The following is a 24,363-nucleotide window of genomic DNA, read 5'->3' as shown; positions in this document are numbered from 1 at the left end:
CCGAATATATTCTTTAGGACACAATAAGTAAGGGCTTGTTAACAAGCCCTTACTTATTGTCTATAAATTCAATCTTCCAATTAAAGTATCCACTCTCCTCATTTTTCTCATATTTGAAATATGCCGAAAATGTATTACCTTTTTTACTCTTAAGATTTCTAAATCCTACTTTTCCATTCTTAAGCAGAAGTTCAACCATTTCTTTAGATATTTTCTTACCGAAAGATGCTATATATCTATCATCTTTCCAAATCGTATATTTGCATCCATTTTTCCAGTTACTGCATCCAAAACTCTTTTCACCTTCAATTACTGGATTTCCACAGACTGGACATGGTCCTATATTCTCACTATCTTTAGGTATTTCTACTTTAAATCTTGATAATGCAGCATCATCTTTTTTTATCAATTCTACGGATTGGATTGTGAAATCTGTTATAAGTTTAATAAATTCACTTTTAGCAAACTTTCCTTTCTCTATATCTGAAAGAGTTTTCTCTAATCTACCTGTATACTCCAAGTCAAATAATTCTTTTACTGGAAAAGTCTCAACCAAATTTCTCCCAAGCTCTGTACACATAAGATTTTTACCTTTTGTCTTTAGGTATCCTATATCCTTTAATTTCTTTATTGTTTCTGCTCTAGTCGCTGGAGTTCCTATGCTAAACCCACTTAAAATTGCCTGCATCATTTCTTCTGAGTCTTCATCTTTTCCTTCAATACCTTTTCCGCAAGTCTCCATTACTCTAAGTAATGTTTTTTCAGTGTGATACTTAGGTGGCTTCTTAGTAACAGAATTCACTTTAGAATCTACAATATCTACAGTTTCATCTATTTCAATTTTGGGTAGAATTACATCTTTACTTTCTATTTTCTCTACTACTTTCCATCCCTCTACAAGCTTTACTTTTCCTTTCGAAACAAAAATTCCATTCATTTCTGAAACATTAGCTTTTAATGTAACTTTCGTTTCTTCAAATTCAGCTATAGGCATAAACTGCATTATAAATCTATTTTTAATAGCATCATATACTATTTTTTCATCAGACGATAAGCCCGATGGCTTTATATATGTTGGTGTTATAGCACTGTGACTCTCAACCTTCGAGCTATCAAAAATTCTTTTTGATGTACTAAATTTAATATCTTTTTCATATGGCAATCCAGCTTTTAATGTATCTAAAACTTTTTTCGCTCTATCCTTTAAACTTTCTTCTAAAACCACACTTGCCGTTCTTGGATAGGTAGTAAGCTTCTTTTCATAAAGAGACTGTGCAACTTTAAGAACTTTATCTGATGTCCATCCCTTATATTTACTAGTTATATGTCCTTGCAGATTAGATAAATTAAATAAGTATGGTGGATATTCTTTTTTTAATTCTGTCTGCTTATCAATAATCTTAGCAGTTGCTCCTTCAAGCCTTGAAATAAATTTATCCAAATCTTCCTTTTTCTCAAACTTTTCAGAATCATTCTCATAATAAAGTCCCTCAAATTCTTCATTGGCTGAAGTTTTGAAGTTTGACACTAGCTTATAATAAGTTGTTGCTGTAAAATTCTCTATTTCTTTATCTCTATCATAAATAATCTTTAAAGTTGGAAGAAGCACTCTTCCTATATTAATAGTCTTGTTTTCTTCAAATTTATATTTCAGTGTACTTACAGAAGTTAAATTAATCCCAATTATCCAGTCACTCCACTGTCTTCCTATTCCAGCATCTTGCAGTGGCTGCATTTCCTTATTATCTTTTAGTGATTCCATTCCGCTTTTAACTTCATCAGGTGTCCACTCGTTTAAAAGTAATCTATATATAGGCTTTTTCACCTTAAAATAGCCAAACAATTCATCAGCTATAACCTGCCCTTCCCGATCGAAGTCAGTAGCTGATACAATGCCATCAACATCTTCTTTATCAATTAAGGATTTTATTATTCCAAGCTGTTTCTTTGCACCCTTATCTTCAACAGTTCTGTCTACACTATCACATTTAACCTTATATAAAAAATGCTCTGGAATGAAAGGAAATTTCTCAAACCTCCACCCCTTCATATTTTCATCATAGTCTTTTGCATCATATAATTGTAAAAGATGACCAAACGCCCACGTTATGTAATAGCCATTTCCTTCAAAATAACCATCTCTTCTAGTTTTTACATTAAATGCATCTGCAATATTTTTAGCAACAGATGGTTTTTCCGCAATAATAACTTTTGCCATGATATATTTTATTATCCTCCTTTAAGCACAATTAAAAAAATAATGGACCATCATATCTGCATGTTCTGCACTTTAGGTCTATTATTTCCTTTCAGGTGCCTTAGTTATTACTTGTAGCACTTATATATATTAACACTAATCAAAAAATAAAACCAGCTGAAGTTCTTTATGTAAATATCAGGTATCAAAAACAGATAAATACTCTCATATTAATTATTTCCTTTACATATTAAAAGAAGGTATAAATGAACAAATCATTTATACCTTGCATCTAAATTATTCAAGCTTTTCTCACTAATAATATTTTAACTTATTCTTTTCTTTCAATACACAATGCTTTATCTGCCTCTTTAAGCATGTTTTCTATAACTTCCATTGAAGAATATCCTAATTTATTATTAAATATTTCTGTACCGCATACTAAAAACTCGCTTCCCAATTTAATGGCTGACTTTATAGTTTCAGTAGTAATTCCACCTTGCATCTGCACTGTTCCATCAAAGTTTCTAGTAAAATAATTAATGTAATCTGCTATTTCTTTCGAATTCAACATCCCAAATGAATTACTTGAACGTGCACCTGTAGCCTCCACTTGGAATGTTAACATTCCAATCTTATCTTGAAATGGCGATATAAATTCCAGTATTTCTTTCTTAGTTTTCGGAATAAATCTATCCGTTCCGACAACCTCAATCACAGGGCTTACGCAAGCTCCCATTTCAATTATCTCACCTATAATTTCCTTTAATTCCTGGCGATCTTTCACTACTTCTAGCTGAAAACATACAGCCCCAACATTTATGTGCTTAATCTCTTTTATATGAATCTTAGGATAATCCGTAAGTAAATGTACATTCAAAAATACCTCATATAATCCAGCTATCGTATTTAATCTTTCAAGAAAGCTTATGTTAAAAATGTGAGAATTAAGGCTTGGACCATCACTTCCAAAATTGCTATAATCATCGAAGTTTATATCCACATGTAATGTTTTTATATTACCTTGTTTTAGCAAAATTTCTACTTCTTCAATCACCTTACCTTGAATTGTATCAATATCAAGTGATTCATCTAATTTATCCAGTATAGTAATTAATGCAGGGTTTATTTTTATAACTTTTCCATTTATAACATCTTTTTTGTTATAAAATCTTAATGCCGATGTCCCATAAAAAATTTCCCTATTATTCTTCATTAAAGCCTCCCGCTAATTTAAGCTTTTATTAGTTTATTCTTATAATTTATCCCAAATTGCTAATCTTTAAATATCTACTCTATTTCTTTTTTCTCCTCTATTATACGCACTTATATTTTCTAATAAATCTGAAAACAACCTACTTCTAGCTTCTTCACTTGCCCACGCTACATGCGGTGTGAAAATCAGCCTATCTTTATTTTTTACTTTTAATAGTGAGTTTTCTACTGGAATAGGTTCCTCTTTAAATACATCCAAAGCTGCACCACCTATTATCTCCTCATCTAAAGCTCTGGTCAAATCTTCATCCACAATTATAGGCCCTCTTCCAACATTAATTAAAACAGCATCCTTTTTCATTTTAGTAAAAGCTTCATAATTTAATAATCCTTCAGTTTTTTCATTTAAAGGAGCATGTATTGAAATAATATCACATTGCTTTAACAAAGACTCAAACTCCACTCTTGCAAAATCTGAATCTGAATTTTTTCCTGAAGTTGAATAGTATACTACTCTTGCACCAAAAGCTTGAGCTATTCTAGCTACTCTTTTTCCAATGGCTCCAAGTCCAATTATTCCCCATATCTTACCACATAAATCTTTATATGGTGCTTCTAAATTTGTGAACATATCATATCTTGAGTACTCTCCAGATTTAACAAAGTTATCAAAATAACTTATATTATCGTATAAATGAAGTAACATAGCAAAAGTATGTTGAGCTACAGTCGTAGTCGAATATCCTCTTACATTAGTTACCGCAATATTTCTTTCTTTAGCATATTCTATATCTATATTGTTATATCCTGTAGCCATTTCGCATATTAATTCCAATTCGCTCGCATCTTTTAAATTTTCCCTGTTTAACTTAACTTTATTAGTTAAAACAATATTAGCATTTCTAATTCTTCCTGCAACTTCTTCTTCAGATGTCAAATCATAATAAATCACCTGGCCAAACTCATTTAATTTAATATAGTCTACATTTCCTAAAGTTCTTCCATCCAATACTACTATTTTCTTCATACTCAATCTCCTTTTCCAACTTTAAAATAATCCTATTTACTCTATAATGATAAAAAAAGAAGTTCTCAAAAATTATGATTTTACTTGCTAACTTTATGAATACATACCTTATTTTTCTATATTAATAATACCGTAAACAAATTTAAATGTAAACTTATACGTAATTATTTTACAACTCAACCAATTCCGTATTCATGTGTTAAAAATTGATTTTAAATAATTAAAAATGACTATAATACGTAAAAAAAGTAAAGAGTTATGGATATAAAATTTTTCTCTCTCCATAACTCTTAATTATTTTATTCTTAAATCAATAATCATTTAATAGGGGCTGGTTTTATATACCAAATCTCATCTGCATATTGATTTATAGTTCTATCACTTGAAAATGTTCCTGAACTATATAGATTAGCAAAACATTTTTGAGCCCATTTCTTTTTATCCTTATAATCTTCAAACACTCTTTCTTGAGTCTGCTTAAATGAATCAAAATCTGCAAGTACATAATATTGATCTCTTTCTTCTAACAAAGCATTATATAAATCTTCAAAGTATCCAGTTCTTCCATCATCTAGTGTACCATCGATTAAAGTATCAACTACTCTCTTAATACTTGGATTTTCTCTATAATACCATTTTGGATCATAGTCATGCTTAATTCTTTCAATATCATCTACTCTAAGTCCAAATATATAGTTATTTTCCTCTCCGCTTTCTTTAACAATTTCTATATTAGCACCATCATAAGTTCCAAATGTTGGAGTCGCATTCAACATAAATTTCATATTTCCTGTCCCTGAAGCTTCTTTCCCAGCCGTTGAAATTTGTTTAGATAAGTCTGAACCTGGAAATAGTTTTTGAGCATAAGACACCCTATAATTATGAACAAAAACAACTTTTATTTTCTTAGAAACTTCTGAGTCATTATCTACAAGTCTAGCTATTTCATTTATAAATTTTACAATCCCCTTGGCTCTTCTATATCCTGGGAATGCTTTAGCTCCAAATATAAATGTTGTTTTTGGTATATCTAAATTTGGATTCTCTTTTATTCTGTAATATAAATCTAAAATGTATAAGGCGTTTAATAACTGCCTCTTATATTCATGTAATCTCTTAATCTGAATATCAAAGAATGAATCTGGATCTATATTAATTCCCTCTTCTTGTTTAATATAATCTGCTAGTTGAACTTTCTTCTCATGCTTAATTTCCATAAGTCTCTCAAGCACTGCATCATCATCTTTAAATTTCTCTAGACCTTTAAGAAGCTCTAAATTTTTAATCCAATCTTCACTTTCTAACAAATCTGTAATAAGCTCGGATAATTCTGCATTGCAGAGCCTAAGCCATCTTCTTGGTGTAATTCCATTAGTTTTGTTTTGAAATTTATTTGGATATAAATGATACCAGTGATTTAATTCATTCTTCTTTAAAATTTCTGTATGAAGTGCTGCAACACCATTTACAGCTCTCCCAACAAATATGGCTAAATTGGCCATTCTCATCTGATTATTTGCAATAATTCTAAAATTCCATATTGCGCCTTCGTCATATCCTTTTTGTCTTAGCTCATTCATTAATGCTTCATCAACTTGATGTGCAATTTGAAGTATTCTTGGGAATAATCTTTCTATTAATCTTATATCCCACTTTTCTAGTGCCTCAGCAAGTATTGTATGGTTTGTATATCCAAAAAACTCTTTAGCTATTGATAATGCTTCTGAAAATTCTACATACTCTTCATCAACTAATATTCTTATAAATTCAAGAATTGATATTGTTGGATGAGTATCATTTAATTGTGCCACATTGTATTTTACAAATTCAGAAAAATCTGCTCCAAATTTAGCCTTATGTTTTTTTAGTATATCTTTCATAGACGCACTTGAGAAGAAATATTGTTGCCTAAGCCTTAATATCTTTCCTGCCTCTGCTGTATCATTTGGATATAATACTCTTGATATATCCTCTGCTTTATTTCTTGCTGATACAGCTTCAATATATTGTTGGTTATTGAATAGATTGAAGTCAAATTCTCTTAAAGCCTCACATTGCCATAATCTTAAAGTATTTATATTTTTAGTTCCATAACCAATTATAGGTACATCATAAGGAACTGCTTTTACTGTCATATCTGAATATCTAATTATTTGAATTTCATCATCTTTTCTAACACTCCATGAATCCCCATACTTTAACCATGTATCTTCACATTCAGTTTGAAACCCATTTTCAATGTTTTGTTTAAATAACCCATTGCTATATCTTATTCCATATCCAACTAAGGGCATGTTTAATGTCGCTGCAGATTCCACAAAACATGCTGCAAGTCTTCCAAGCCCACCATTACCAAGTCCTGCATCTTCTTCTATTTCTTCGATTCTATTTAAGTCTATATTTAACTCTTTTAAAACATCCTTAACTTCATCGTATAAACCTAAATTCATTAAATTATTACCTAGAGCTCTTCCCATTAAATATTCTGCTGATAAATAATATGCCATTCTTCCTTTGTTATAAGTTTCACTTGTTTCATTCCAATTATCAATTATCTCCTCCAAAATAGTTAATGAAAGCGCATTAAAAATTTCATAATCCTGAGCATCCTTCAACTTTACTGCATGTTTTACTTTTAAATATCTTTCTATACCATCTCTTATTCTTTGTTTATCCACACTTACTCACACCTTCCATAAATTCTAGTTAATCTATATATTTTATTTGCTAACTCATTAGTAAAAACACCGTCTTTTGCTCTCCATGTCCAATTTTCTCCAATAGTAGACGGTAAATTTATTCTAGTTTCATTTCCAAGATTTAAGAAGTCTTGCATAAGTGCAATAGATGTATCCGCAACACTGCTCCATATTCCTCTTATAAATCCCCAATTATACCCTTCTTTTTCTGTAAGATTTAAATATTCAACTGCATTCTCAACTTCATTCTTACTTCCTGTCGTTTGAATCCAGCCTTTTATAGTATCATTATCATGAGTCCCTGTATATGCCACGCAATTTCTTTCATAATTATGCGGTAGATATGGATTTTCACAATCACCTGAAAAGGCAAATGCTAATACTTTCATACCTGGAAAACCAGTCTCTATTCTAAATTTTATAGTATCTTCAGTTAATAGACCTAGATCCTCAGCTATAATCTCTATATCTCCAAGTTCTTTTCTTATTTCATTAAATAATTTCATTTCTGGTCCTTTTACCCATTCTCCATTTACAGCTGTTCTATCTCCATAAGGTATGGACCAGTATGCCTCAAAGCCTCTGAAATGATCTATTCTTATTACATCATAAAGCTTTAAGCTCTGCCTGATTCTATTTATCCACCATTTATAGTTTTCTCCTTCTAAATACTCCCAATTATAAATAGGATTTCCCCAAAGCTGCCCAGTTGAAGAAAATGCGTCAGGTGGGCAGCCTGAAATTTTTATTGGAGTTAACGTTTCTTCATCTACTAAAAATACTTTTGGATTACTCCACAAATCTGCGCTATCCTCTGCAACATATATGGGTATATCACCTATAATTTTAATTCCCAATTCATTAACATAATTTTTCAAGTTTATCCATTGTTTAAAAAATTCGTATTGGACAAATTTCCAGTATTGAATTTCATCTCTAAGTTCTTCTTTATAGTTCTTTAAAACATCATTTTTCCTTAATTTAATATCAGCATCCCATGTTTGAAAACTTTTTAGGTCAAACTTATTCTTTAAGGCCATAAATGTAGCATAGTCATCAAGCCACATATCTTCTTCTTTTTCAAAATTCTTAAAATCCTCAGATTGTTTCTGCTTAAAATTTTCATATGCCAATTTTAATACTTTCAATTTTTCTTTAAATAACAATTCATAATTTATACGCTCTGGATTATCACCAAAATTTATTTCATCATAATCGGACTTTCTTATCAAATTTTCAGACTCTAAAATATCAAAATCAATAAAATAAGGATTTCCAGCAAATGCCGAAAATGACTGGTATGGTGAATCCCCATAACTAGTCTGTCCTAAGGGAAGTATCTGCCAAAAACTTTGACCCGCTTTCTTCAAAAAATCCGCAAATTCATATGCCTCTTTTCCAAATGTTCCAATTCCATATCTACCTGGCAAAGATGCAATATGCATAATGATTCCACTACCTCTTTTCATTCTCATTCCTCCACCCTCTAGGAATATAATAATAACTTAAATTATTATATATATTATTTCCCTTTTTAATATTCTTTAGATATCAATAACCATTACTTTAACAAATTGAAGCATGAATCCCTCTCAATTAAATTAGTTTCTAATAATATATGTTGGTTTTCTTTTCTTTCATTAATCTGAGATATTAATAAATTTATACTCATAGTTGCCATTAGCTTGTCCGGCTGTTTTACTGTTGTTATACTAGGATTATAATATTCACTTTCATCCATGCCATCAAATCCGATTATTGATATATCCTCAGGAACTTTTAACCCACTATCAAGAATTGCTTTAGCAGCACCTATAGCCATAATATCTGAAAGAGCAAAAAATGCAGTAATATCCTTTCTTATTTTCAATAATTCCAGTGTTTCATTATATGCGCCTCTGCTTGAATATCCACCAACAATAATTAACTCATCATCAATTCTTATTTTACTTTTTTCTAATGCTTCCCTATATCCTTGCATTCTTAATATGCTTACGCCTATATCATCAGCTTCTCCTAAAATTAATGCTATTTTTTTATGACCTTTTTCTATCAGATATGAGGTTGCATCATATGAACTTTTAACATTATCTATACCAACCGATGAATAATATTCCTTGCCTTGTTTTGAAACAGTATTGACAGAAGTTAGTACTATAGGGACATTTATTTCTCTAAAACAGTCATCTGTAATATCAGCAAAATTACCGCCTAAGCAGATAATTCCTTGTAATTTCTTCTCTTTTATAAAAGCTATTAAAGTTTCAACCTCTTGGTCATTCTTATAATCATTTTGATGCAATATCATTGTATATCCATTTTGATTTATTATATTTCCTATGACATTAATCATTTGAGAAAAAAATGGATTGAATACGCCTTTTACTAAAACTCCTATATTTTTTGTGTTTTGTTGTTTTAGTATTCTAGCACTATTATTAGGTATATAATTGCTTTCTTTTATTACTTCCAAAATCTTTTGTCTTGTACTTTCTTTAACATCAGGATGATTATTTAATACTCTTGAAACAGTGCTGACTCCAACCTGTGCTAATTTTGCTATATCCTTTATATTCATATTTATCTCCTGCATCACTATTAAATTATAATAGTTCGGTATCGTTACCTTAATTTCCTGTTAATTCAAAAATCTTGATTAAATAGATATTTAAGCATACAATATTATATTCGTTTTATTCGTAATCATGTTTATATAACAATTCAGTTATTTAATTAACTTTAATAACATTTTAACAAACGCGGAATATTTATACAATAAATTCCTGAAATTATATTATATTTTCTTAATTTTCTATTTATGATTACATAATGGCTGTCTTATTAAGTATTTTTTTGTAATTACGATACTTATAAACCAACAATTTTTTTATTTATTCTTACTTGTTTATATTTACATGACTAAAAATAAAAAATCTTATCTGAAGATTACTTTTAACGATCTTCAGATAAGATTTCTAGCTATATCTATTAAATTTTATTCTTTTGAATCCAAATAAAGAAGGCTATCTTGAATAATGCAGCATCATTAAACTTCCTTATATCGTAACCTGTGTATTTTTGTATCTTATCTAATCTATAAATTAGAGTATTTCGGTGAACATACAATCCTTTTGAAGCTTCACTTAAATTTAAGTCCGATTTAAAGAAAACCTCTATAGTTTTTAACATATCTTCATCTAACTTCGAAAAACTTTCATTAAAGTTATTTAGTATTTTTTCCTTAATATCCTGATTTAAATTATCCATAACTTCTTCAAATAAAAGGCTGTTACATCCAAATACCATTTGAGATACATTATACTTTTTAGCTAAATTAATTTTATACATATTTTCATTATATAACTTGTTCAATAATTCATAATCCCCAATATGACAATAACTTATATAACACTTTTCGTAAAGTGAGAAGTATATTGTTTCACTTATACTAGATACATGCTCCTTTATATCTTCAAAAATTCCAATTAAAATGATTGTATCTTCAAATATAAGAATGGTTACATCATTATTATTATAAACATTTTTTAACGCCTCTAATGCCTCTGTTACTTTTTCTTTTAAATTTAAAGTAACTAAAAATGTTTCTTCTTTTATTGGCGGCATAATTTCCTTAATCTTTTCCTTAGATATACTTAAGCCTTGTAATAACTCAGAAACTATTTTCTCTTTTTTGTTATAACTATCTTTATACCTATCTTTGATACAAAATACTAATATTCTTATGAAATCCTTGCGGTCCCCTTCTGTTTTTATTTTGAAACTTTTGGGTCCAATAAAAAATGTATCTTCAAGTATATTTTCGCTAAAAGAATTAGGATTAGCCTTAAATATAATTTCATCGTCCACATAAACTTCAAATGGTATTTCACAATCTTCATATATTTCTTGTAAATATTTCACTAATCCCTTCATTCCCTCACCTCAATTGTCACTAATTTAATACTAGCAAATTCTCAACTCTGTTTCTTTATCAAAAACATGAATATTTTCATGTTCTACATATAATTTAATCTTGTCTTTAGGTTCTGCTTTAGTACTTCCATCAACTCTTGCAGTCATATTATTATTTCCTGACTTAAAGTAAATGTAACTTTCAGCACCCATACGTTCAACAACTTCTACATCTCCAGTTAAAGTTGCTGCAGGGTTATTTTCAATTATTTGAGCATTATCATCTAAATGCTCAGGTCTTATACCAAATACTACTTCCTTATTAACATATCCTTTTTCTTTTAGTACTTTAGCTTTTTCTTCTGGCAATAATATATTATTTTCATCAAATTTACAATATAACTTTCCTTCCTTTTCACTTACAATACCATTTATTAAATTCATTTGAGGACTTCCTATAAAGCTTGCAACAAATAAATTATTTGGCGTATTGTATATATTAAGAGGAGTATCAACTTGTTGTATTACACCGTCCTTCATTACAACAATTCTAGTTCCCATTGTCAAAGCTTCAACCTGATCATGAGTAACGTATATAAATGTTGTTCCTAAACTTTGATAAAGCTTTGATATTTCTGTTCTCATTTGAACTCTTAGTTTTGCATCAAGATTTGATAAAGGCTCATCCATTAAGAATACCTTTGGTTCTCTAACAATAGCACGTCCTAATGCAACTCTTTGTCTTTGACCTCCTGATAAAGCCTTTGGCTTTCTGTCTAGCAAATGTTCAATATCTAATCTCTTTGCTGCTTCTCTAACTTTCTTATCTATTTCATCTTTAGGTGCTTTTCTCAATTTCAAAGCAAATGCCATGTTATCATACACTGTCATATGTGGATATAATGCATAATTTTGGAAAACCATTGCTATATCTCTTTCTTTTGGTTCTACATCATTAACTAATTTTCCACCTATATATAATTCACCTTTAGATATTTCTTCAAGTCCTGCAATCATTCTTAAAGTTGTAGATTTACCACAACCTGATGGCCCTACAAAAACTATAAATTCTTTATCTTCAATTTCTAGATTGAAATCTTTTACTGCAGTTACATCCCCTTCATAAATTTTATAAATATGTCTTAGTGACAAATCTGCCATATTTATTTCCTCCCTTTTCTGCTTTAATTATCTCAATTTATATTTTATTTAATGTTTTCTGTATATTCATTTTACTATATGTAATCCTTTATATTCTATATTGAGAATTTACAAAACTCTCTTGTCTTTTTTGTGAAATAATATAAAAGGATAATAAAAAAAGCATATACTAATCAAAACTAGATATATGCTTTGCTTATAATATTTTAATGTTTATATACAACACTTCGATTAAGCAGTAAGATTATGTTACAATCACTTAAATAAAAGCTTATTTATAATATCCATTAAATGATTTAGGATACTTTTCTCTATCCCAAGTATAATTATTTTCAATTAAAGTACTATCTCCAACTAAAAAGTACTTATTCTTATCACTTGAATCATTGTTAGTAACATCTATATGATACCAATTCCCTTGAATTTTTACAGCATTCCATGAATGAGAAACATCCTTAATTTTCCCGACTACAATTCTATTTTCTATTCCTGCATAGTTAAACATTCTATAAGCAGTCATTGCATACCCCTGGCATACAGCTAATGAGGTGGTCAATGCAGAATAAACACTTGTAGATTTTAGAGTATAATCATATTCGTATCTATTTATAATATACTCATTTATAGCCTGTACTTTTTCTAACTCTGACATATCCTTATTAATTAAAGAATTAGTAATTCTCTTTAATTCATTATCTACATAATTTTCCTGTTCCTTAGTTGTCAGATATTTTACATCTAAAGTTGTCTCGATACCATTTTCAGTCACCTTTGCTTTAGGCTTTATCTCTAGCCAAGATCTCTCTAAGTAATCATCTTTTGAATATGCATCCTTAATACAATTACTTATATTCTCTTCAAATTCCGACCTTGCCCCTGTATATAAAATAGTAAAATCAGTATCTCTATTTTCGAGATGATTATAAATATGATTTTCCATACTCTTCATATTATTAACTTTATCATACGCAAATGCAGTTACAGTTATAGCTTGTATAATAACAACTGCTATCATTATTGTTTTGAAAAACTTTTTCATAATTAATATGTTCCCCCATGTCATTTCAACACTTTCAATTTCATCATATGTAGACCAAACTCGCTTGCGACTCTGACTCTTGAGATTTTTTACTCAGCTGCCTTTTTTAAGCATATGTGAGAGAAATCTGCCAAGCGAATATATTTTCCTTTTGAACGTAAATTTTAAATCAATCTTTTTCATAATTTATACTCACAAAAGGCACAATATTAGCAGATTATCTAATACCATGACTTTCTAGAGAGTAACAAATAAGTTATCATTACTTCTATTGTACTTACTTTATTCATTTTGTAAATATAAATTAATACTTTATTTATATTTTGTTTATAAATTGTTGACTTTTCCCTATTTTCCCTCCATTTATGCACAATTGACAATCTTTATTTATACATATATATTATAAGTTATATATATGCTAAGGGAGGTATACAAATCATGAATAAACCAATTATAGGCATAAATTCAAACAGAGTTATTAAACATGAAACTCAATATTCGCACTCAGTTGTAGAATCACTTGGCAATGATTATGTTGAATCCGTAATTAAAGCAGGCGGTGTTCCAATTATACTTCCTATTCTTTCTGATGAAGAATCCATTAGAAGACAAGTCGAACTACTTGACGGCATCGTTCTTTCTGGTGGAATAGATATAAATCCTTTATTATATAATGAAGAACCATCGCCTAAATTAGGTTATATTTACCCTGATAAAGATGAGTTTGATCTGGCACTTGTAAAAATAGCTTATGAACTTAATAAACCTATTTTAGCAATTTGTAGAGGTCATCAAATTCTAAATGTAGCTTTTGGCGGCACATTATATCAAGATTTATCTGATATGAGTGGTTGTTATATAAAACATCATCAACAAACAAAAGATGGAGCGGCTAGCCATACTTTAGAAATTATTGAGGGCTCAATTTTATATGAGATCTTGGGAAATACTGCGCTAATTAATTCCTTTCATCATCAAGCAATTAAAGATTTAGCTCCCGGTTTTAAAGTTACGGCTTACTCTAAGGATAAAGTGATTGAGGCTATTGAGAGTTGTGAGAAAAATTTTGTTGTCGGTGTGCAATTTCATCCTGAAATTATGACTGCTTATAACGATAAAAATATGCTTAAACTTTTTGAAGCTTTTATAAATGCTTCATATAAAAATAATTCATTAGATCATAAAAAATAATTTAAAATCCCTAAATTCAAGTTGCCTTATGCAATTAAATCTTTGTATACTTGCCTTTCATAAGATTTACTTTAGGGATTCTAATTTATCTAAACTATAAAAGAATGTGCCTATATTATACTATAAATATGGAGTTGCAATTTATCGCATATTTTGAAACATTTTCAGCACATTAAGTATTCCATACCCCCATACTGGATTTGGGTATAAATCTCCACTTCTTTGAACTGCACCTCTTTGAATATATGTTTTTATTGTTTGCGAATATATATTAGGGTCATTTCCTTCTACAATTCCCCATTGAAATAACATAGCGCAAGCCCCTGCTAATATAGCCGCTGATACACTTGTTCCATTAACGATAGCCGTTTGATTATTAGGTGCTACAGTTAATGCATTTATCCCACCTGCAGCCACATCAATTCTATTAATATAGTCTTCTAAAAATGCTATTCCAGAATAATCTAAGACATTATTATTTAGCTGATTGTACGCTGCTGCAGTAATCGTATATTCTGAACATGCTGAATTACTTATAGTCCCATAAGGATCCGAAGCAATAAACCTAGTTCCTCCGATACTAACACCTTCTTGTGGTATCCATGCATTAAATCTACCATTTAGAATTGACTGTCCTGTCAGGGTAAAACGCCAAATTCCTTCTGTTATATTTAATAACCTTACTCTCATTAACTGATCACCTGTGTATTCTTCTGGAACATAATAATTTACTACCATTGAAGTGGTTTCAAATACAAATGAATAAGTTTCTATAGCCGTTATTTCTGCATTTATAGTTCCAGTACTTTCTCCTGATGGTGATATTATATTTAGTGTCATTATATTAGGTGATTCAACCCAAATATCAACTATTATATTTTTTTGCTCTGGCGATATATATAGCTGTATTGTTCTCGATTCATTAACTTGAGATATTGTACCTGATGTATGTGTCCCACTTGCACCTTGGTTTCCTGAGCCATTAACTATTGCAATCCCACTACTTTGAGACATAAAATCCATATATTGTTCTAAAAAACCATTTCCTTTATGGCCTCCTAAATTACTTTCTAAAGGCATATATATAACCATAGGTTTATTATTTTCTAGTGAATATCTGTTTAAAAATTCTAATGCTGAGAAAACTGATAACATACTATATATAGGTATTTGTATATTATACCGCCTTTTGTAAGCAATATTTTCAAGAAGCTTTATCACCACAAAATCGCATTCTGGAACCATCCCCTTTAAATCAGGATTTTTTCCAACTGATCCAATTATTCCAGCCATATTTGTTCCATGACCTATTTCATCTTTGGTTGGAACTATATCGTAAGGAGATTGTCCAGACCTAAAAGCATCTATTGCTTGTTGTATTGTGCTTTTATTGTAGACACTTCCAAACGGAACTCCATTCTTTCCAGTTTGCTGCTCAGAATTTATAGTTTGATCCCAAATATACTCTATTTTAGTCTGACCATTTCCTCTTATAAATTCATCATTTAAATAATCAATGCCTGAATCTATAATTGCTACATCTACTCCTCTCCCTGTAAGTCTTAATGGCAGCTCTAATTGCAAAAAATTAGCTTGGGATGCTTCAATTGGAGAAACTTCTTCTAGAGTAAATATATCTGGAAAAGCCATATATATTACTGTAGAAAAAACTGGAATCGGTATACCTGTATCAAGCTCTACAGGTGCAGATAATATGGCATATTGATTATTAATTATGGTCGCATAATACCCTGGCTGTTTTGAAACTTCATCCTCAATGTTACCTTCATATTGAACTATATAATGATAATAATTTGCATCAGAAAAAATATTTATTGGAGCTCTAAAACCTTCCTTCATCTAAACTTTACATCTCCTGCCTTTGGAATTCTTATAAATAATTTATTTACATAATACTCATCAAACTCATGATTTTCATTTGTATATTTTTTATCAGTAATATTCATTCTAAATCTTTGGTTGCTATTTCTATATAAACCACTAATTATATTGAAAATACCTAGTAAATCAAAATCACCATATCCTGTTTCTCTACTGGGATATCTATTAGCTGAATTTCTGTTAGCACCATACATTATGTATGTTCTAATTTTTTTAGTATACATAGTAGGATCATTATGATCTACAATCCCCCATTGTAATAAAAGCGCACACGCCCCAGTCACTACCGCTGTAGCAGCTGAGCTGCCTGAAAATGTTGTTACTCCTCCTCCAACTTTTGTTGTTAATATATTTACACCTATAGTTGAAATATCTGGGTTAATCAATCCATTAGTATTAAATCCTTTACCAGAAGCCGCAATTAATGCATTATTATTTCCATAGTAAGATACTGTGATAACATTAACAGCTGTTGATGGTATTGTTAGAGTCGTAAAAGGATCCGATTCGAGAAATATTGTATTTTCTGGTAAAGTACTTTTGGGCGGCAGCCATATGTCATACCTACCATTTGTTATATATTCGCCTATCAAGTTGAAAGACCATGTCCCTGGCTTTATATTACTAAACGTAAGACTTATTACTTGATGTCCTGTGAAATGTTCTGGTGAATAGAATCTTACTAGCATATCTGTATTTAAAAAAACAAATCTCACCGGTTGAACCTTATTTATTTTAGATTGTATAACTGCTGAAGCCTCACCTGTCGGAGAAATTACATTTATTGATGCGATATTAGGTCTTCGTATCCATATATAAATTGGAAGAAATTTCATTTCCCTTGGTATTCTCAGTTCTATTACTTTTGCATCTCCTACATTCCTCATATATCCTGATACATGACCTTGAGAATCCCCCTCATTTCCCACTCCATTTACTACGCACAATCCTCTACTATTTCCAATTGATGTTATATATCTTGAAATCAAGTTGTTACCATCATGGCTACCTTCTGTGCTTCCAACACCTAGATAGATAACCATTGGTTGCTTACGTTCTACTGCGACTCTTCTCAAATATTCTACTCCTGCTACAATTTCAGATGCATTATATACCGGAGTATAAGGAATTCCATTTTCTTTCAATTGTCTTTTAAAATTAGTAGATTCCAAAAGCTTAACAATAACAAAATCACTTGCATTAGCAATTCCTTGAAACTCAGTATTATATCCTCTTGCTCCTATAATCCCAGCAACTTTTGTTCCATGTCCAACTTCATCTCTGGAAGGAACTATTTGATACGGATCTCCATTATTTCTTTTAGCTGCAATAGCACTATTAATTTGATTATTTGAATAAATTTGTCCTATATATACAGAGTCACTAGTATTACTTTGAACGGATTGATCCCATATACTTATTATTCTTGATGTATCATCTTCTCTTATAAACTCATCATTTAAATAATCTATACCTGTATCGACTATTCCTATTAGCACTCCCCTCCCATTCAAATCTAAAAAAGGATTTATCTTTATGTTATTTATATTATCTACAGATGATGGTGAGATATCTTGTAATACATAAATTGTCCTAAAATCATAAAATACAATTGCTGGAACATCATTTAGGAGCCTATCAAAATCATTACTTCGTACAGATATTACTCCGATAGTGCCTGTAATTATATCCCCACAAGCATAAGATAACTTATCTATTTGTTCTTTGAAATTCCCTCTATACTCAATCAAATAATTTGCCGAATCGGGATCATAATATAAATTACAGTCACGTAAATCAGACATATCTAACTCCTAATATTACTTGCATTAATATTATATATATTTTTATATTGTTTATTTGATGATTGAAATTATTTGTTCATCTCTAAATTAATAACTGTAATATTCCTTAATATTTAAATTAAATTTTTATCCTCTCATAATTTCTAATAAAGTAATCAAAAAAAGCAACAAACATTATAATGCTTATTGCTTAAAATACTTTTAATTATATATTATTTAGAAAACTTAGTCTAAACCTTTATATTCAAACCAGTCAACATCATTAACTATCTTCATGTAAATTAACACAAAAAAATAGCCGTCGGAAGAATATCGGAAGAAATTAACCTTCCATTCTCTCAACTGCCTATTTTACATATGCGAGATAAGCCATAAGCCGAGTTCTGTATTAAGCAATCATCTATCTAGGCCTACTGTTGCCAGTAAGCTCAAGCGACGCACCCAGAGGCGGGACGGGCAGCCCCTTCAATTGCCTCTCTATTCGGTCTTGCTCCAAGTGGGGTTTACATAGCCGTGAAGTCTCCATCACGCTGGTGAGCTCTTACCATCACCTTTCCACCCTTACCTAAGTAAACTTAGGCGGTATATCTCTGTTGCACTTTCCTTCAAGTCGCCTTGACTGGACGTTATCCAGCACCCTGCCCTATGGAGCTCGGACTTTCCTCTCCTAGATCAAGTCTAGCAGCGATTGCACGTCTCACTCGCAAAATCTATATTAACATATATCTTTTTAAGATGCAAATATATTTTTTATACAACATTTCTAAATTATAGTTATATTAAAAAAAATATTATTGTTAATAATAGTATTACTATTATTCCATATAAACTTACGCCACAGAATAGAAGCGTTAATAATATAAGTCCACCAACAATTAATTTAGGATAAAGTAAAAATAAAAGAGGATTCTTGCTAGGAAAAAATGGTGGAAATCTACCATTCCATCCACCATATTTACTTCTTCTGCTTCCTCCCCTAAAAAAATTTCGTACTGTTTTCTTACTATGTTTAAAGAAATTTTTCAAGTCATCTTTTAAATCTTCACTATTTTTATTATTAAAATCATGATCTTTCCCCATAATTCACCGCACAATTATTATTACACTATTAGTATATGCACCTATTCATTTTTTTAGTAAACTCTTTTTCAATTAATTATATGCATTAGAACTTAACATTTAAATAATTTAGTGCAGTTATAGCCTTAATATAAAGTTTTACTAAATATTAATTTATCAAACAAACTCATAAGGATCTTCACTTTTTTTTGAAGCGATGAACTCTACATCTTTAAATTTTCCCCTTAAAAAATCCAATGTTTTTAAGAACACAAGGTATTCTGTTGAGAAATGACCTGCATCTATTATGCTTATACCTAATTCTTTGAAATCCGATGCAAAATGATATGTTGTATCCCCTGTTATTATACAGTCTGCACCAAGATCTTTTGCTTTATAAAAGAAATCTTGCCCACTGCCATTAATTATAGCTATTGTCTTTGCTTTATTTTTTCCCCTAACAATCCTCATATTTTTTATATTTAAATTTTTTTTAATAATTTCTATAAGATCATTCAACATTATTTCTTCGTCTAATTTAACCAGTCTTCCAATTCCGCCATCTTTATAATTATTAGATTCATTAGGTTCAATAATTTCTTGTGACTCAAATCCTAGCATTCTAACTATAGTTTCGTTAATTCCACCTTTAGCACTATCTAAATTGGTATGGCAAGAGTATAATGCTATATCCTCTTTGATTAGATTTATCAACTTGTTCCCCAATAAATCTCCTTTAACTATACTCTTAGGTCTTTTGAATAGCAGTGGGTGATGAGTTATTATTAACTCACATCTTAAATCTACTGCCTCCTCAATTACTTCATTTGTGCAATCTAAAGATAATAAAACCTTGTTTATAGTCTTCTCTTCATCTCCAACCGTTAGACCAACATTATCATAAGACTCCATTAAAAACTTTGGTGCAACTCTTTCTATTTCTCTTCCTATATCTTTTACTTGGACCATAATCTCACCGCCTAAAAACTTTTTAGTAGTTTCTTTAACTTCTCATTTTTTTCTATTAACTCATTTCTTCTTGAAATTGCATGTTCAGTATTATCTTTAATAAAATCCATTACTTTTTCATTTTTTTCAATTTTACTTTCTATGTATGATTTAAATAGTGGTGATTTTTTATTTAATATAAATGGGCTTATTTCATAAAATATATTATCTAATTTTATATAATCACCTTTTTTATACTTAACTTTAAATATCTCATAATACTTGTCTTCATCCAAACAAATATCCTCTTCTAATATTTCATAATCGCTAGTATATAAATATTCTCTTAATACTTCTGGATTTTGTGCTGGTTGAAGCACTAAATATTCTAATTTTTTCACCTTATCCAAATCATTTTCTAATATATCTCTAATTAAATTACCACCCATTCCTGCAATTATTACAGATTGAGCTTCTTTATTTTTTAATACAGCTAAACCACTTCCTAATCTTAAATCTACCTTGTCTAACACTCCATCAAGTGCTGCATTAATTTTAGCTTTTTTCAGTGGATCCTTATTAATATCTGATGCAATAACTTTTTTAGCTATATCATGTTTAACTAAATATATTGGTATATATCCATGGTCTGTTCCAACATCCATTATTACTTCCACTTTATTAATTTTTTCTATAATCCATTTTAGTCTTTTACTTAATTCCATATTTACCTCTTTTTGTCTTACTTATAAATTTTAGATATCCAATTTAAGGATTCGACTTATTAGATGAATGTATTTACAAAGTTGCTAAAACCTTAAGTTCATATCTTCACTAGAAATCATAAATATATTTGTAACCTCAAGGGTCATAATATGAAGAAAATATTTGAAAATGAACTCTTAAAAGTTCTTAGCTTTTCTGAATCAAAATATTTATGATTTCGGTAAGTCACTACACAAATCTAGTTTTAAAGTTTGGTAATTCCTTATTTAAAAAGAAGCACCTAATTTTAGGTGCTTTTAGATACTAATCTAGATAATCTTTTAATTTCTTGCTTCTTGACGGATGTCTTAATTTTCTTAAAGCTTTTGCTTCAATTTGTCTAATTCTTTCTCTAGTAACATTGAACTCTTTTCCTACTTCTTCAAGTGTTCTGGCTCTTCCGTCATCAAGTCCAAATCTTAATCTTAATACTTTTTCTTCTCTAGGAGTTAATGTATCTAAGACATTGATTAATTGTTCCTTAAGCATTGTAAATGCTGCTGCTTCAGCTGGTGCTGGTGCTTCATCATCTGGAATAAAGTCTCCTAAATGAGAGTCTTCCTCTTCACCTATTGGAGTTTCTAACGAAACTGGTTCTTGTGCAATTTTTTGAATTTCGCGAACCTTATCCACTGGAAGTTCCATAACCTTCGAGATTTCTTCTGGGAATGGATCTCTACCTAATTCTTGGAGCAATTGTCTTTGTACTCTAATAAGCTTATTTATAGTTTCTACCATATGAACAGGTATTCTTATTGTTCTAGCTTGATCTGCAATTGCTCTTGTTATTGCTTGCCTAATCCACCATGTAGCATAAGTCGAAAATTTATATCCTTTTCTGTAATCAAATTTTTCAACAGCTTTAATAAGACCTAAATTTCCTTCTTGAATTAAATCCAAGAATAACATACCTCTTCCAACATATCTTTTAGCTATACTTACAACTAATCTTAAATTCGCTTCAGCTAATTTTTTCTTAGCCTTTTGGTTTCCTTCTTCAATTTCTTTCGCATAAGTTATTTCCTGTTCAGAAGACAATAAAGGCACTTTTCCAATTTCTTTCAAATACATTCGAACTGGATCATCTATAGCTATACCTTCTGGGACCGATAAATCAATTTCTTCTTCAGTTTCTGTATCCGCAATTTCACCTATTATTTCAACACCTGTCATTTCCAAAACTTCATATATTTTTTCTATTTGCTCTGGGCTCAAATCAATATGATCCATAGCTTCCATGATTTCTTTATATGTTAGTGAACCATTCTTTTTACCCTTGTCAATTAATTCCTTCACAGCCGCCATTTTAGCATTTTTATCTTTTTTATCGTCTTTTGGCTTTGTTACTTTTCCATTCGCTTTTTGTTCCATCTTATTATTGCCTCCTTCCGTCATAACCTTCAACCTCTCTCTCCCTTTTTAAGTGCTTCAGATAATTTAGTAAGCTCTATTGCAATCTTTATAGATTCTTCAATTTTCCCCTCTTTTTCGAATCTATTTTGCTTTTTCTTTAAATCCTCAATTTGCAGCTTAAGTTTAAAGCCTCTTACCTCTTTTAAATAATCTTTTATTAGTCGCTCTCTATCAGTAAAATCTAAAATCTCATGTTCCCTTATCTTGGTCAACTCTTTAGAACTTTCTATATCGTCACATCTACTTTCTACATAGGATTCTATATTACCTATATCATTAGTATCCTCACTTTTGCCTTTTAATATTAATGAATAAATTTTATTATGTGATTCTATTACAAAATCTCCTGATTTTATGGAGCTTTTAATCTCATCATAAAATTCATCTTTGAACATCAATTTTAATAATGCTCTTTCGGCCTTTAAGTATGCGGGTTCTACATATAATTTTGTTCCAAAATATTCCTTTTTATTCACAAAATTGTCTTCTTTTTGTTTTTTTGTTATTACTTGTGAAAGTAAGTCATATAATGCCTGTTCTTTAATTGCTGTTTCTTCTGAAATTTTCCTTATATATACATCTTTTTCTATAGGATTTAGATCTGCTAGAATTTCTGCAAATTTTTCTCCATATTCTACTAGATCATTTCCACTATTTAGATTTATGCCTTCAGCTGCTTTCTTAATTCTATATTCAATTAAAGGAAGCGCTTCATTTGCCAACTTCAGAAATGACTCCTTTCCATGATTCCTCACAAACTCATCTGGATCTTTTCCATCTGGTACTATCAATACTTTTACATCAAATCCAGCACCTCTTAAAATTTCTAGACCTCTTAAGGTAGCAGTCTGTCCAGCCAAATCAGCATCATAAGAAATTATTACCTTATTAACATACCTTTTAAGAAGCCTTGCTTGGTTTACTGTAAGTGCAGTTCCAAGTGATGCTACAACATTTGTTATACCAGATTGGTGAAGTGATATTAAATCCATATATCCTTCAACTATAATGATGTAATCCTCTTTTAGCTTATTCTTAATTGCAAAATTTAATCCATAAAGATTTATCCCTTTTTGAAAAATCATGGTCTCTGGTGAATTTAAATATTTTGGTTTTGAATCATCTAAAACCCTACCTCCAAATCCAATAACTTTTCCTCTTACATCAAACACGGGAAACATTACTCTATTTCTAAATTTATCATAAACATTCCCTGATTTCTCACTTTTTGAAATCAATCCAGCTTCAAGTAATAGATTATCTTTATATCCTTTTGTTCTTAAGTAGTTTGTTAATCCATGCCAACTATCTTGAGAGTAGCCTAACCCAAATCTCTTTATGGTTTCTTCTTTTATCCCTCTCTTCAAAAAATACTCTTTTGCCATTTTAATTCTTTGTAAATTAGCAAAATAATATCTAGCTGTTTCAACATTTACTTTATATAAAACTTCTTTCTTTCTAGAAACTGCGCTATTTTCATTATCATTTATCTGTAGCGGAATATTAGCTTTATCTGCTAGATACTTTGCAGCTTCTACAAAAGTGAGTTTTTTATATTTCATAACAAACGTAAGCACATTTCCTGCTTCTCCACATGAAAAACATTTGTATATCTGTTTTTCACTTGAAACACTAAATGATGGAGATTTATCATTATGGAATGGACATAATCCCATAAAATTTCTACCTGATTTTTTTAGCCTTACATCCTCTGAAATAATATCAACAATGTCATTTTGTTCTTTTATCCTTTCAAGAACTTCTTCTGATATTTGCAAGGAGACATCTCCTTCCTCTGCTTTTTTTGGCAATTATATATTATTCGACATAATAACGAGTTTTCCTTCTAAAATAATTAGAAAACTATTAATTTTTTTTAATTTAAAGTTTCACCAGTTATAAAATAATATTTATTGAATAATACTATATATTAAAGTAATTCTTTTTATTAATTTAAAATCCTCTTTTTTTATTGCAAATCTTTATTCATTGAGAATATTATTAAATTCATTATAGTTTTAAACTTTCTA

17 protein-coding genes and 1 other RNA gene are annotated in these 24,363 nt (G+C 29.9%); 1 reads left to right on the top strand and 17 read right to left on the bottom strand.

Features of this window, described 5'->3' with window-relative positions; all coding sequences use genetic code 11:
• Positions 1 to 49: 49 nt before the first annotated feature.
• From F3K33_RS04720 to F3K33_RS04680, 9 genes are all read right to left on the bottom strand, one after another.
• Complete coding sequence (locus F3K33_RS04720) at positions 50 to 2,218, bottom strand: type IA DNA topoisomerase (protein ID WP_017211802.1); 2,169 nt, start codon at positions 2,216 to 2,218, stop codon at positions 50 to 52.
• A gap of 310 nt (positions 2,219 to 2,528) precedes the next feature.
• On the bottom strand, positions 2,529 to 3,413 hold the full coding sequence (locus tag F3K33_RS04715; RefSeq protein ID WP_039769715.1) for a beta/alpha barrel domain-containing protein: 885 nt from the start codon (positions 3,411 to 3,413) through the stop codon (positions 2,529 to 2,531).
• Positions 3,414 to 3,479: 66 nt separating this feature from the next.
• Positions 3,480 to 4,439, bottom strand: coding sequence for a D-2-hydroxyacid dehydrogenase (locus F3K33_RS04710; RefSeq protein ID WP_023973989.1), 960 nt, complete (start codon positions 4,437 to 4,439; stop codon positions 3,480 to 3,482).
• A 317-nt stretch (positions 4,440 to 4,756) separates the two neighbouring features.
• Complete coding sequence (locus F3K33_RS04705) at positions 4,757 to 7,117, bottom strand: glycogen/starch/alpha-glucan phosphorylase (RefSeq protein ID WP_039769717.1); 2,361 nt, start codon at positions 7,115 to 7,117, stop codon at positions 4,757 to 4,759.
• Positions 7,118 to 7,119: 2 nt separating this feature from the next.
• Positions 7,120 to 8,607 (bottom strand): 4-alpha-glucanotransferase, encoded by a 1,488-nt coding sequence (gene malQ, locus F3K33_RS04700; RefSeq protein WP_039769719.1) that lies wholly within the window; start codon positions 8,605 to 8,607, stop codon positions 7,120 to 7,122.
• A 92-nt stretch (positions 8,608 to 8,699) separates the two neighbouring features.
• On the bottom strand, positions 8,700 to 9,716 hold the full coding sequence (locus F3K33_RS04695) for a LacI family DNA-binding transcriptional regulator (RefSeq protein ID WP_039769721.1): 1,017 nt from the start codon (positions 9,714 to 9,716) through the stop codon (positions 8,700 to 8,702).
• A 410-nt stretch (positions 9,717 to 10,126) separates the two neighbouring features.
• Positions 10,127 to 11,071, bottom strand: a complete 945-nt coding sequence (locus F3K33_RS04690; protein ID WP_011968205.1) for a PucR family transcriptional regulator — start codon at positions 11,069 to 11,071, stop codon at positions 10,127 to 10,129.
• Positions 11,072 to 11,101: 30 nt separating this feature from the next.
• Positions 11,102 to 12,211 (bottom strand): ABC transporter ATP-binding protein, encoded by a 1,110-nt coding sequence (locus F3K33_RS04685; RefSeq protein WP_011968204.1) that lies wholly within the window; start codon positions 12,209 to 12,211, stop codon positions 11,102 to 11,104.
• A gap of 271 nt (positions 12,212 to 12,482) precedes the next feature.
• The gene (locus F3K33_RS04680; RefSeq protein WP_039769723.1) at positions 12,483 to 13,250 is read right to left on the bottom strand and encodes a transglutaminase domain-containing protein; all 768 of its coding nucleotides are present in this window, start codon (positions 13,248 to 13,250) and stop codon (positions 12,483 to 12,485) included.
• A gap of 438 nt (positions 13,251 to 13,688) precedes the next feature.
• On the opposite strand from F3K33_RS04680, the gene F3K33_RS04675 reads away from it, so the two are divergent.
• Positions 13,689 to 14,441, top strand: a complete 753-nt coding sequence (locus F3K33_RS04675; RefSeq protein WP_023973994.1) for a gamma-glutamyl-gamma-aminobutyrate hydrolase family protein — start codon at positions 13,689 to 13,691, stop codon at positions 14,439 to 14,441.
• Between the two features lie 141 nt (positions 14,442 to 14,582).
• Here the strand turns inward: F3K33_RS04675 and F3K33_RS04670 are convergent, their stop codons facing one another.
• From F3K33_RS04670 to dnaG, 8 genes are all read right to left on the bottom strand, one after another.
• Positions 14,583 to 16,301 carry a S8 family peptidase gene (locus F3K33_RS04670; RefSeq protein ID WP_023973995.1) on the bottom strand — a complete coding sequence of 573 codons (1,719 nt, stop codon included), beginning with the start codon at positions 16,299 to 16,301 and terminating at the stop codon, positions 14,583 to 14,585.
• Positions 16,298 to 18,148 carry a S8 family peptidase gene (locus tag F3K33_RS04665; RefSeq protein WP_023973996.1) on the bottom strand — a complete coding sequence of 617 codons (1,851 nt, stop codon included), beginning with the start codon at positions 18,146 to 18,148 and terminating at the stop codon, positions 16,298 to 16,300. The genes F3K33_RS04670 and F3K33_RS04665 overlap by 4 nt, the downstream gene beginning before the upstream one ends.
• A 356-nt stretch (positions 18,149 to 18,504) precedes the next feature.
• An RNA gene (gene rnpB, locus F3K33_RS04660) (RNase P RNA component class A) lies at positions 18,505 to 18,852 on the bottom strand.
• 70 nt (positions 18,853 to 18,922) lie between these two features.
• Complete coding sequence (locus F3K33_RS04655; protein WP_023973997.1) at positions 18,923 to 19,228, bottom strand: hypothetical protein; 306 nt, start codon at positions 19,226 to 19,228, stop codon at positions 18,923 to 18,925.
• A 156-nt stretch (positions 19,229 to 19,384) separates the two neighbouring features.
• Positions 19,385 to 20,176 carry a Nif3-like dinuclear metal center hexameric protein gene (locus F3K33_RS04650; RefSeq protein WP_039769724.1) on the bottom strand — a complete coding sequence of 264 codons (792 nt, stop codon included), beginning with the start codon at positions 20,174 to 20,176 and terminating at the stop codon, positions 19,385 to 19,387.
• Positions 20,177 to 20,187: 11 nt separating this feature from the next.
• Positions 20,188 to 20,880 (bottom strand): tRNA (adenine(22)-N(1))-methyltransferase, encoded by a 693-nt coding sequence (locus F3K33_RS04645; protein ID WP_039769725.1) that lies wholly within the window; start codon positions 20,878 to 20,880, stop codon positions 20,188 to 20,190.
• 304 nt (positions 20,881 to 21,184) lie between these two features.
• Positions 21,185 to 22,315 (bottom strand): RNA polymerase sigma factor RpoD, encoded by a 1,131-nt coding sequence (rpoD, locus tag F3K33_RS04640; RefSeq protein ID WP_011968196.1) that lies wholly within the window; start codon positions 22,313 to 22,315, stop codon positions 21,185 to 21,187.
• 5 nt (positions 22,316 to 22,320) lie between these two features.
• Positions 22,321 to 24,111 carry a DNA primase gene (dnaG, locus tag F3K33_RS04635; RefSeq protein ID WP_039769726.1) on the bottom strand — a complete coding sequence of 597 codons (1,791 nt, stop codon included), beginning with the start codon at positions 24,109 to 24,111 and terminating at the stop codon, positions 22,321 to 22,323.
• Positions 24,112 to 24,363 lie beyond the last annotated feature (252 nt).

This window comes from Clostridium beijerinckii (assembly GCF_008705175.1).
Lineage (GTDB): Bacteria > Bacillota > Clostridia > Clostridiales > Clostridiaceae > Clostridium > Clostridium beijerinckii.
Note: the sequence above shows the minus strand (reverse complement) of the source record. Positions and strands in the feature narration are given on the sequence as shown.

What these genes read in the sequence shown, in the direction of transcription:
- F3K33_RS04720 (WP_017211802.1), bottom strand. Translation starts at nt 2,218, where the DNA reads ATGGCAAAAGTTATTATTGCGGAAAAACCATCTGTTGCTAAAAATATT.
- F3K33_RS04715 (WP_039769715.1), bottom strand. Translation starts at nt 3,413, where the DNA reads ATGAAGAATAATAGGGAAATTTTTTATGGGACATCGGCATTAAGATTT.
- F3K33_RS04710 (WP_023973989.1), bottom strand. Translation starts at nt 4,439, where the DNA reads ATGAAGAAAATAGTAGTATTGGATGGAAGAACTTTAGGAAATGTAGAC.
- malQ (WP_039769719.1), bottom strand. Translation starts at nt 8,607, where the DNA reads ATGAAAAGAGGTAGTGGAATCATTATGCATATTGCATCTTTGCCAGGT.
- F3K33_RS04695 (WP_039769721.1), bottom strand. Translation starts at nt 9,716, where the DNA reads ATGAATATAAAGGATATAGCAAAATTAGCACAGGTTGGAGTCAGCACT.
- F3K33_RS04690 (WP_011968205.1), bottom strand. Translation starts at nt 11,071, where the DNA reads ATGAAGGGATTAGTGAAATATTTACAAGAAATATATGAAGATTGTGAA.
- F3K33_RS04685 (WP_011968204.1), bottom strand. Translation starts at nt 12,211, where the DNA reads ATGGCAGATTTGTCACTAAGACATATTTATAAAATTTATGAAGGGGAT.
- F3K33_RS04680 (WP_039769723.1), bottom strand. Translation starts at nt 13,250, where the DNA reads ATGAAAAAGTTTTTCAAAACAATAATGATAGCAGTTGTTATTATACAA.
- F3K33_RS04675 (WP_023973994.1), top strand. Translation starts at nt 13,689, where the DNA reads ATGAATAAACCAATTATAGGCATAAATTCAAACAGAGTTATTAAACAT.
- F3K33_RS04670 (WP_023973995.1), bottom strand. Translation starts at nt 16,301, where the DNA reads ATGAAGGAAGGTTTTAGAGCTCCAATAAATATTTTTTCTGATGCAAAT.
- F3K33_RS04665 (WP_023973996.1), bottom strand. Translation starts at nt 18,148, where the DNA reads ATGTCTGATTTACGTGACTGTAATTTATATTATGATCCCGATTCGGCA.
- F3K33_RS04655 (WP_023973997.1), bottom strand. Translation starts at nt 19,228, where the DNA reads ATGGGGAAAGATCATGATTTTAATAATAAAAATAGTGAAGATTTAAAA.
- F3K33_RS04650 (WP_039769724.1), bottom strand. Translation starts at nt 20,176, where the DNA reads ATGGTCCAAGTAAAAGATATAGGAAGAGAAATAGAAAGAGTTGCACCA.
- F3K33_RS04645 (WP_039769725.1), bottom strand. Translation starts at nt 20,880, where the DNA reads ATGGAATTAAGTAAAAGACTAAAATGGATTATAGAAAAAATTAATAAA.
- rpoD (WP_011968196.1), bottom strand. Translation starts at nt 22,315, where the DNA reads ATGACGGAAGGAGGCAATAATAAGATGGAACAAAAAGCGAATGGAAAA.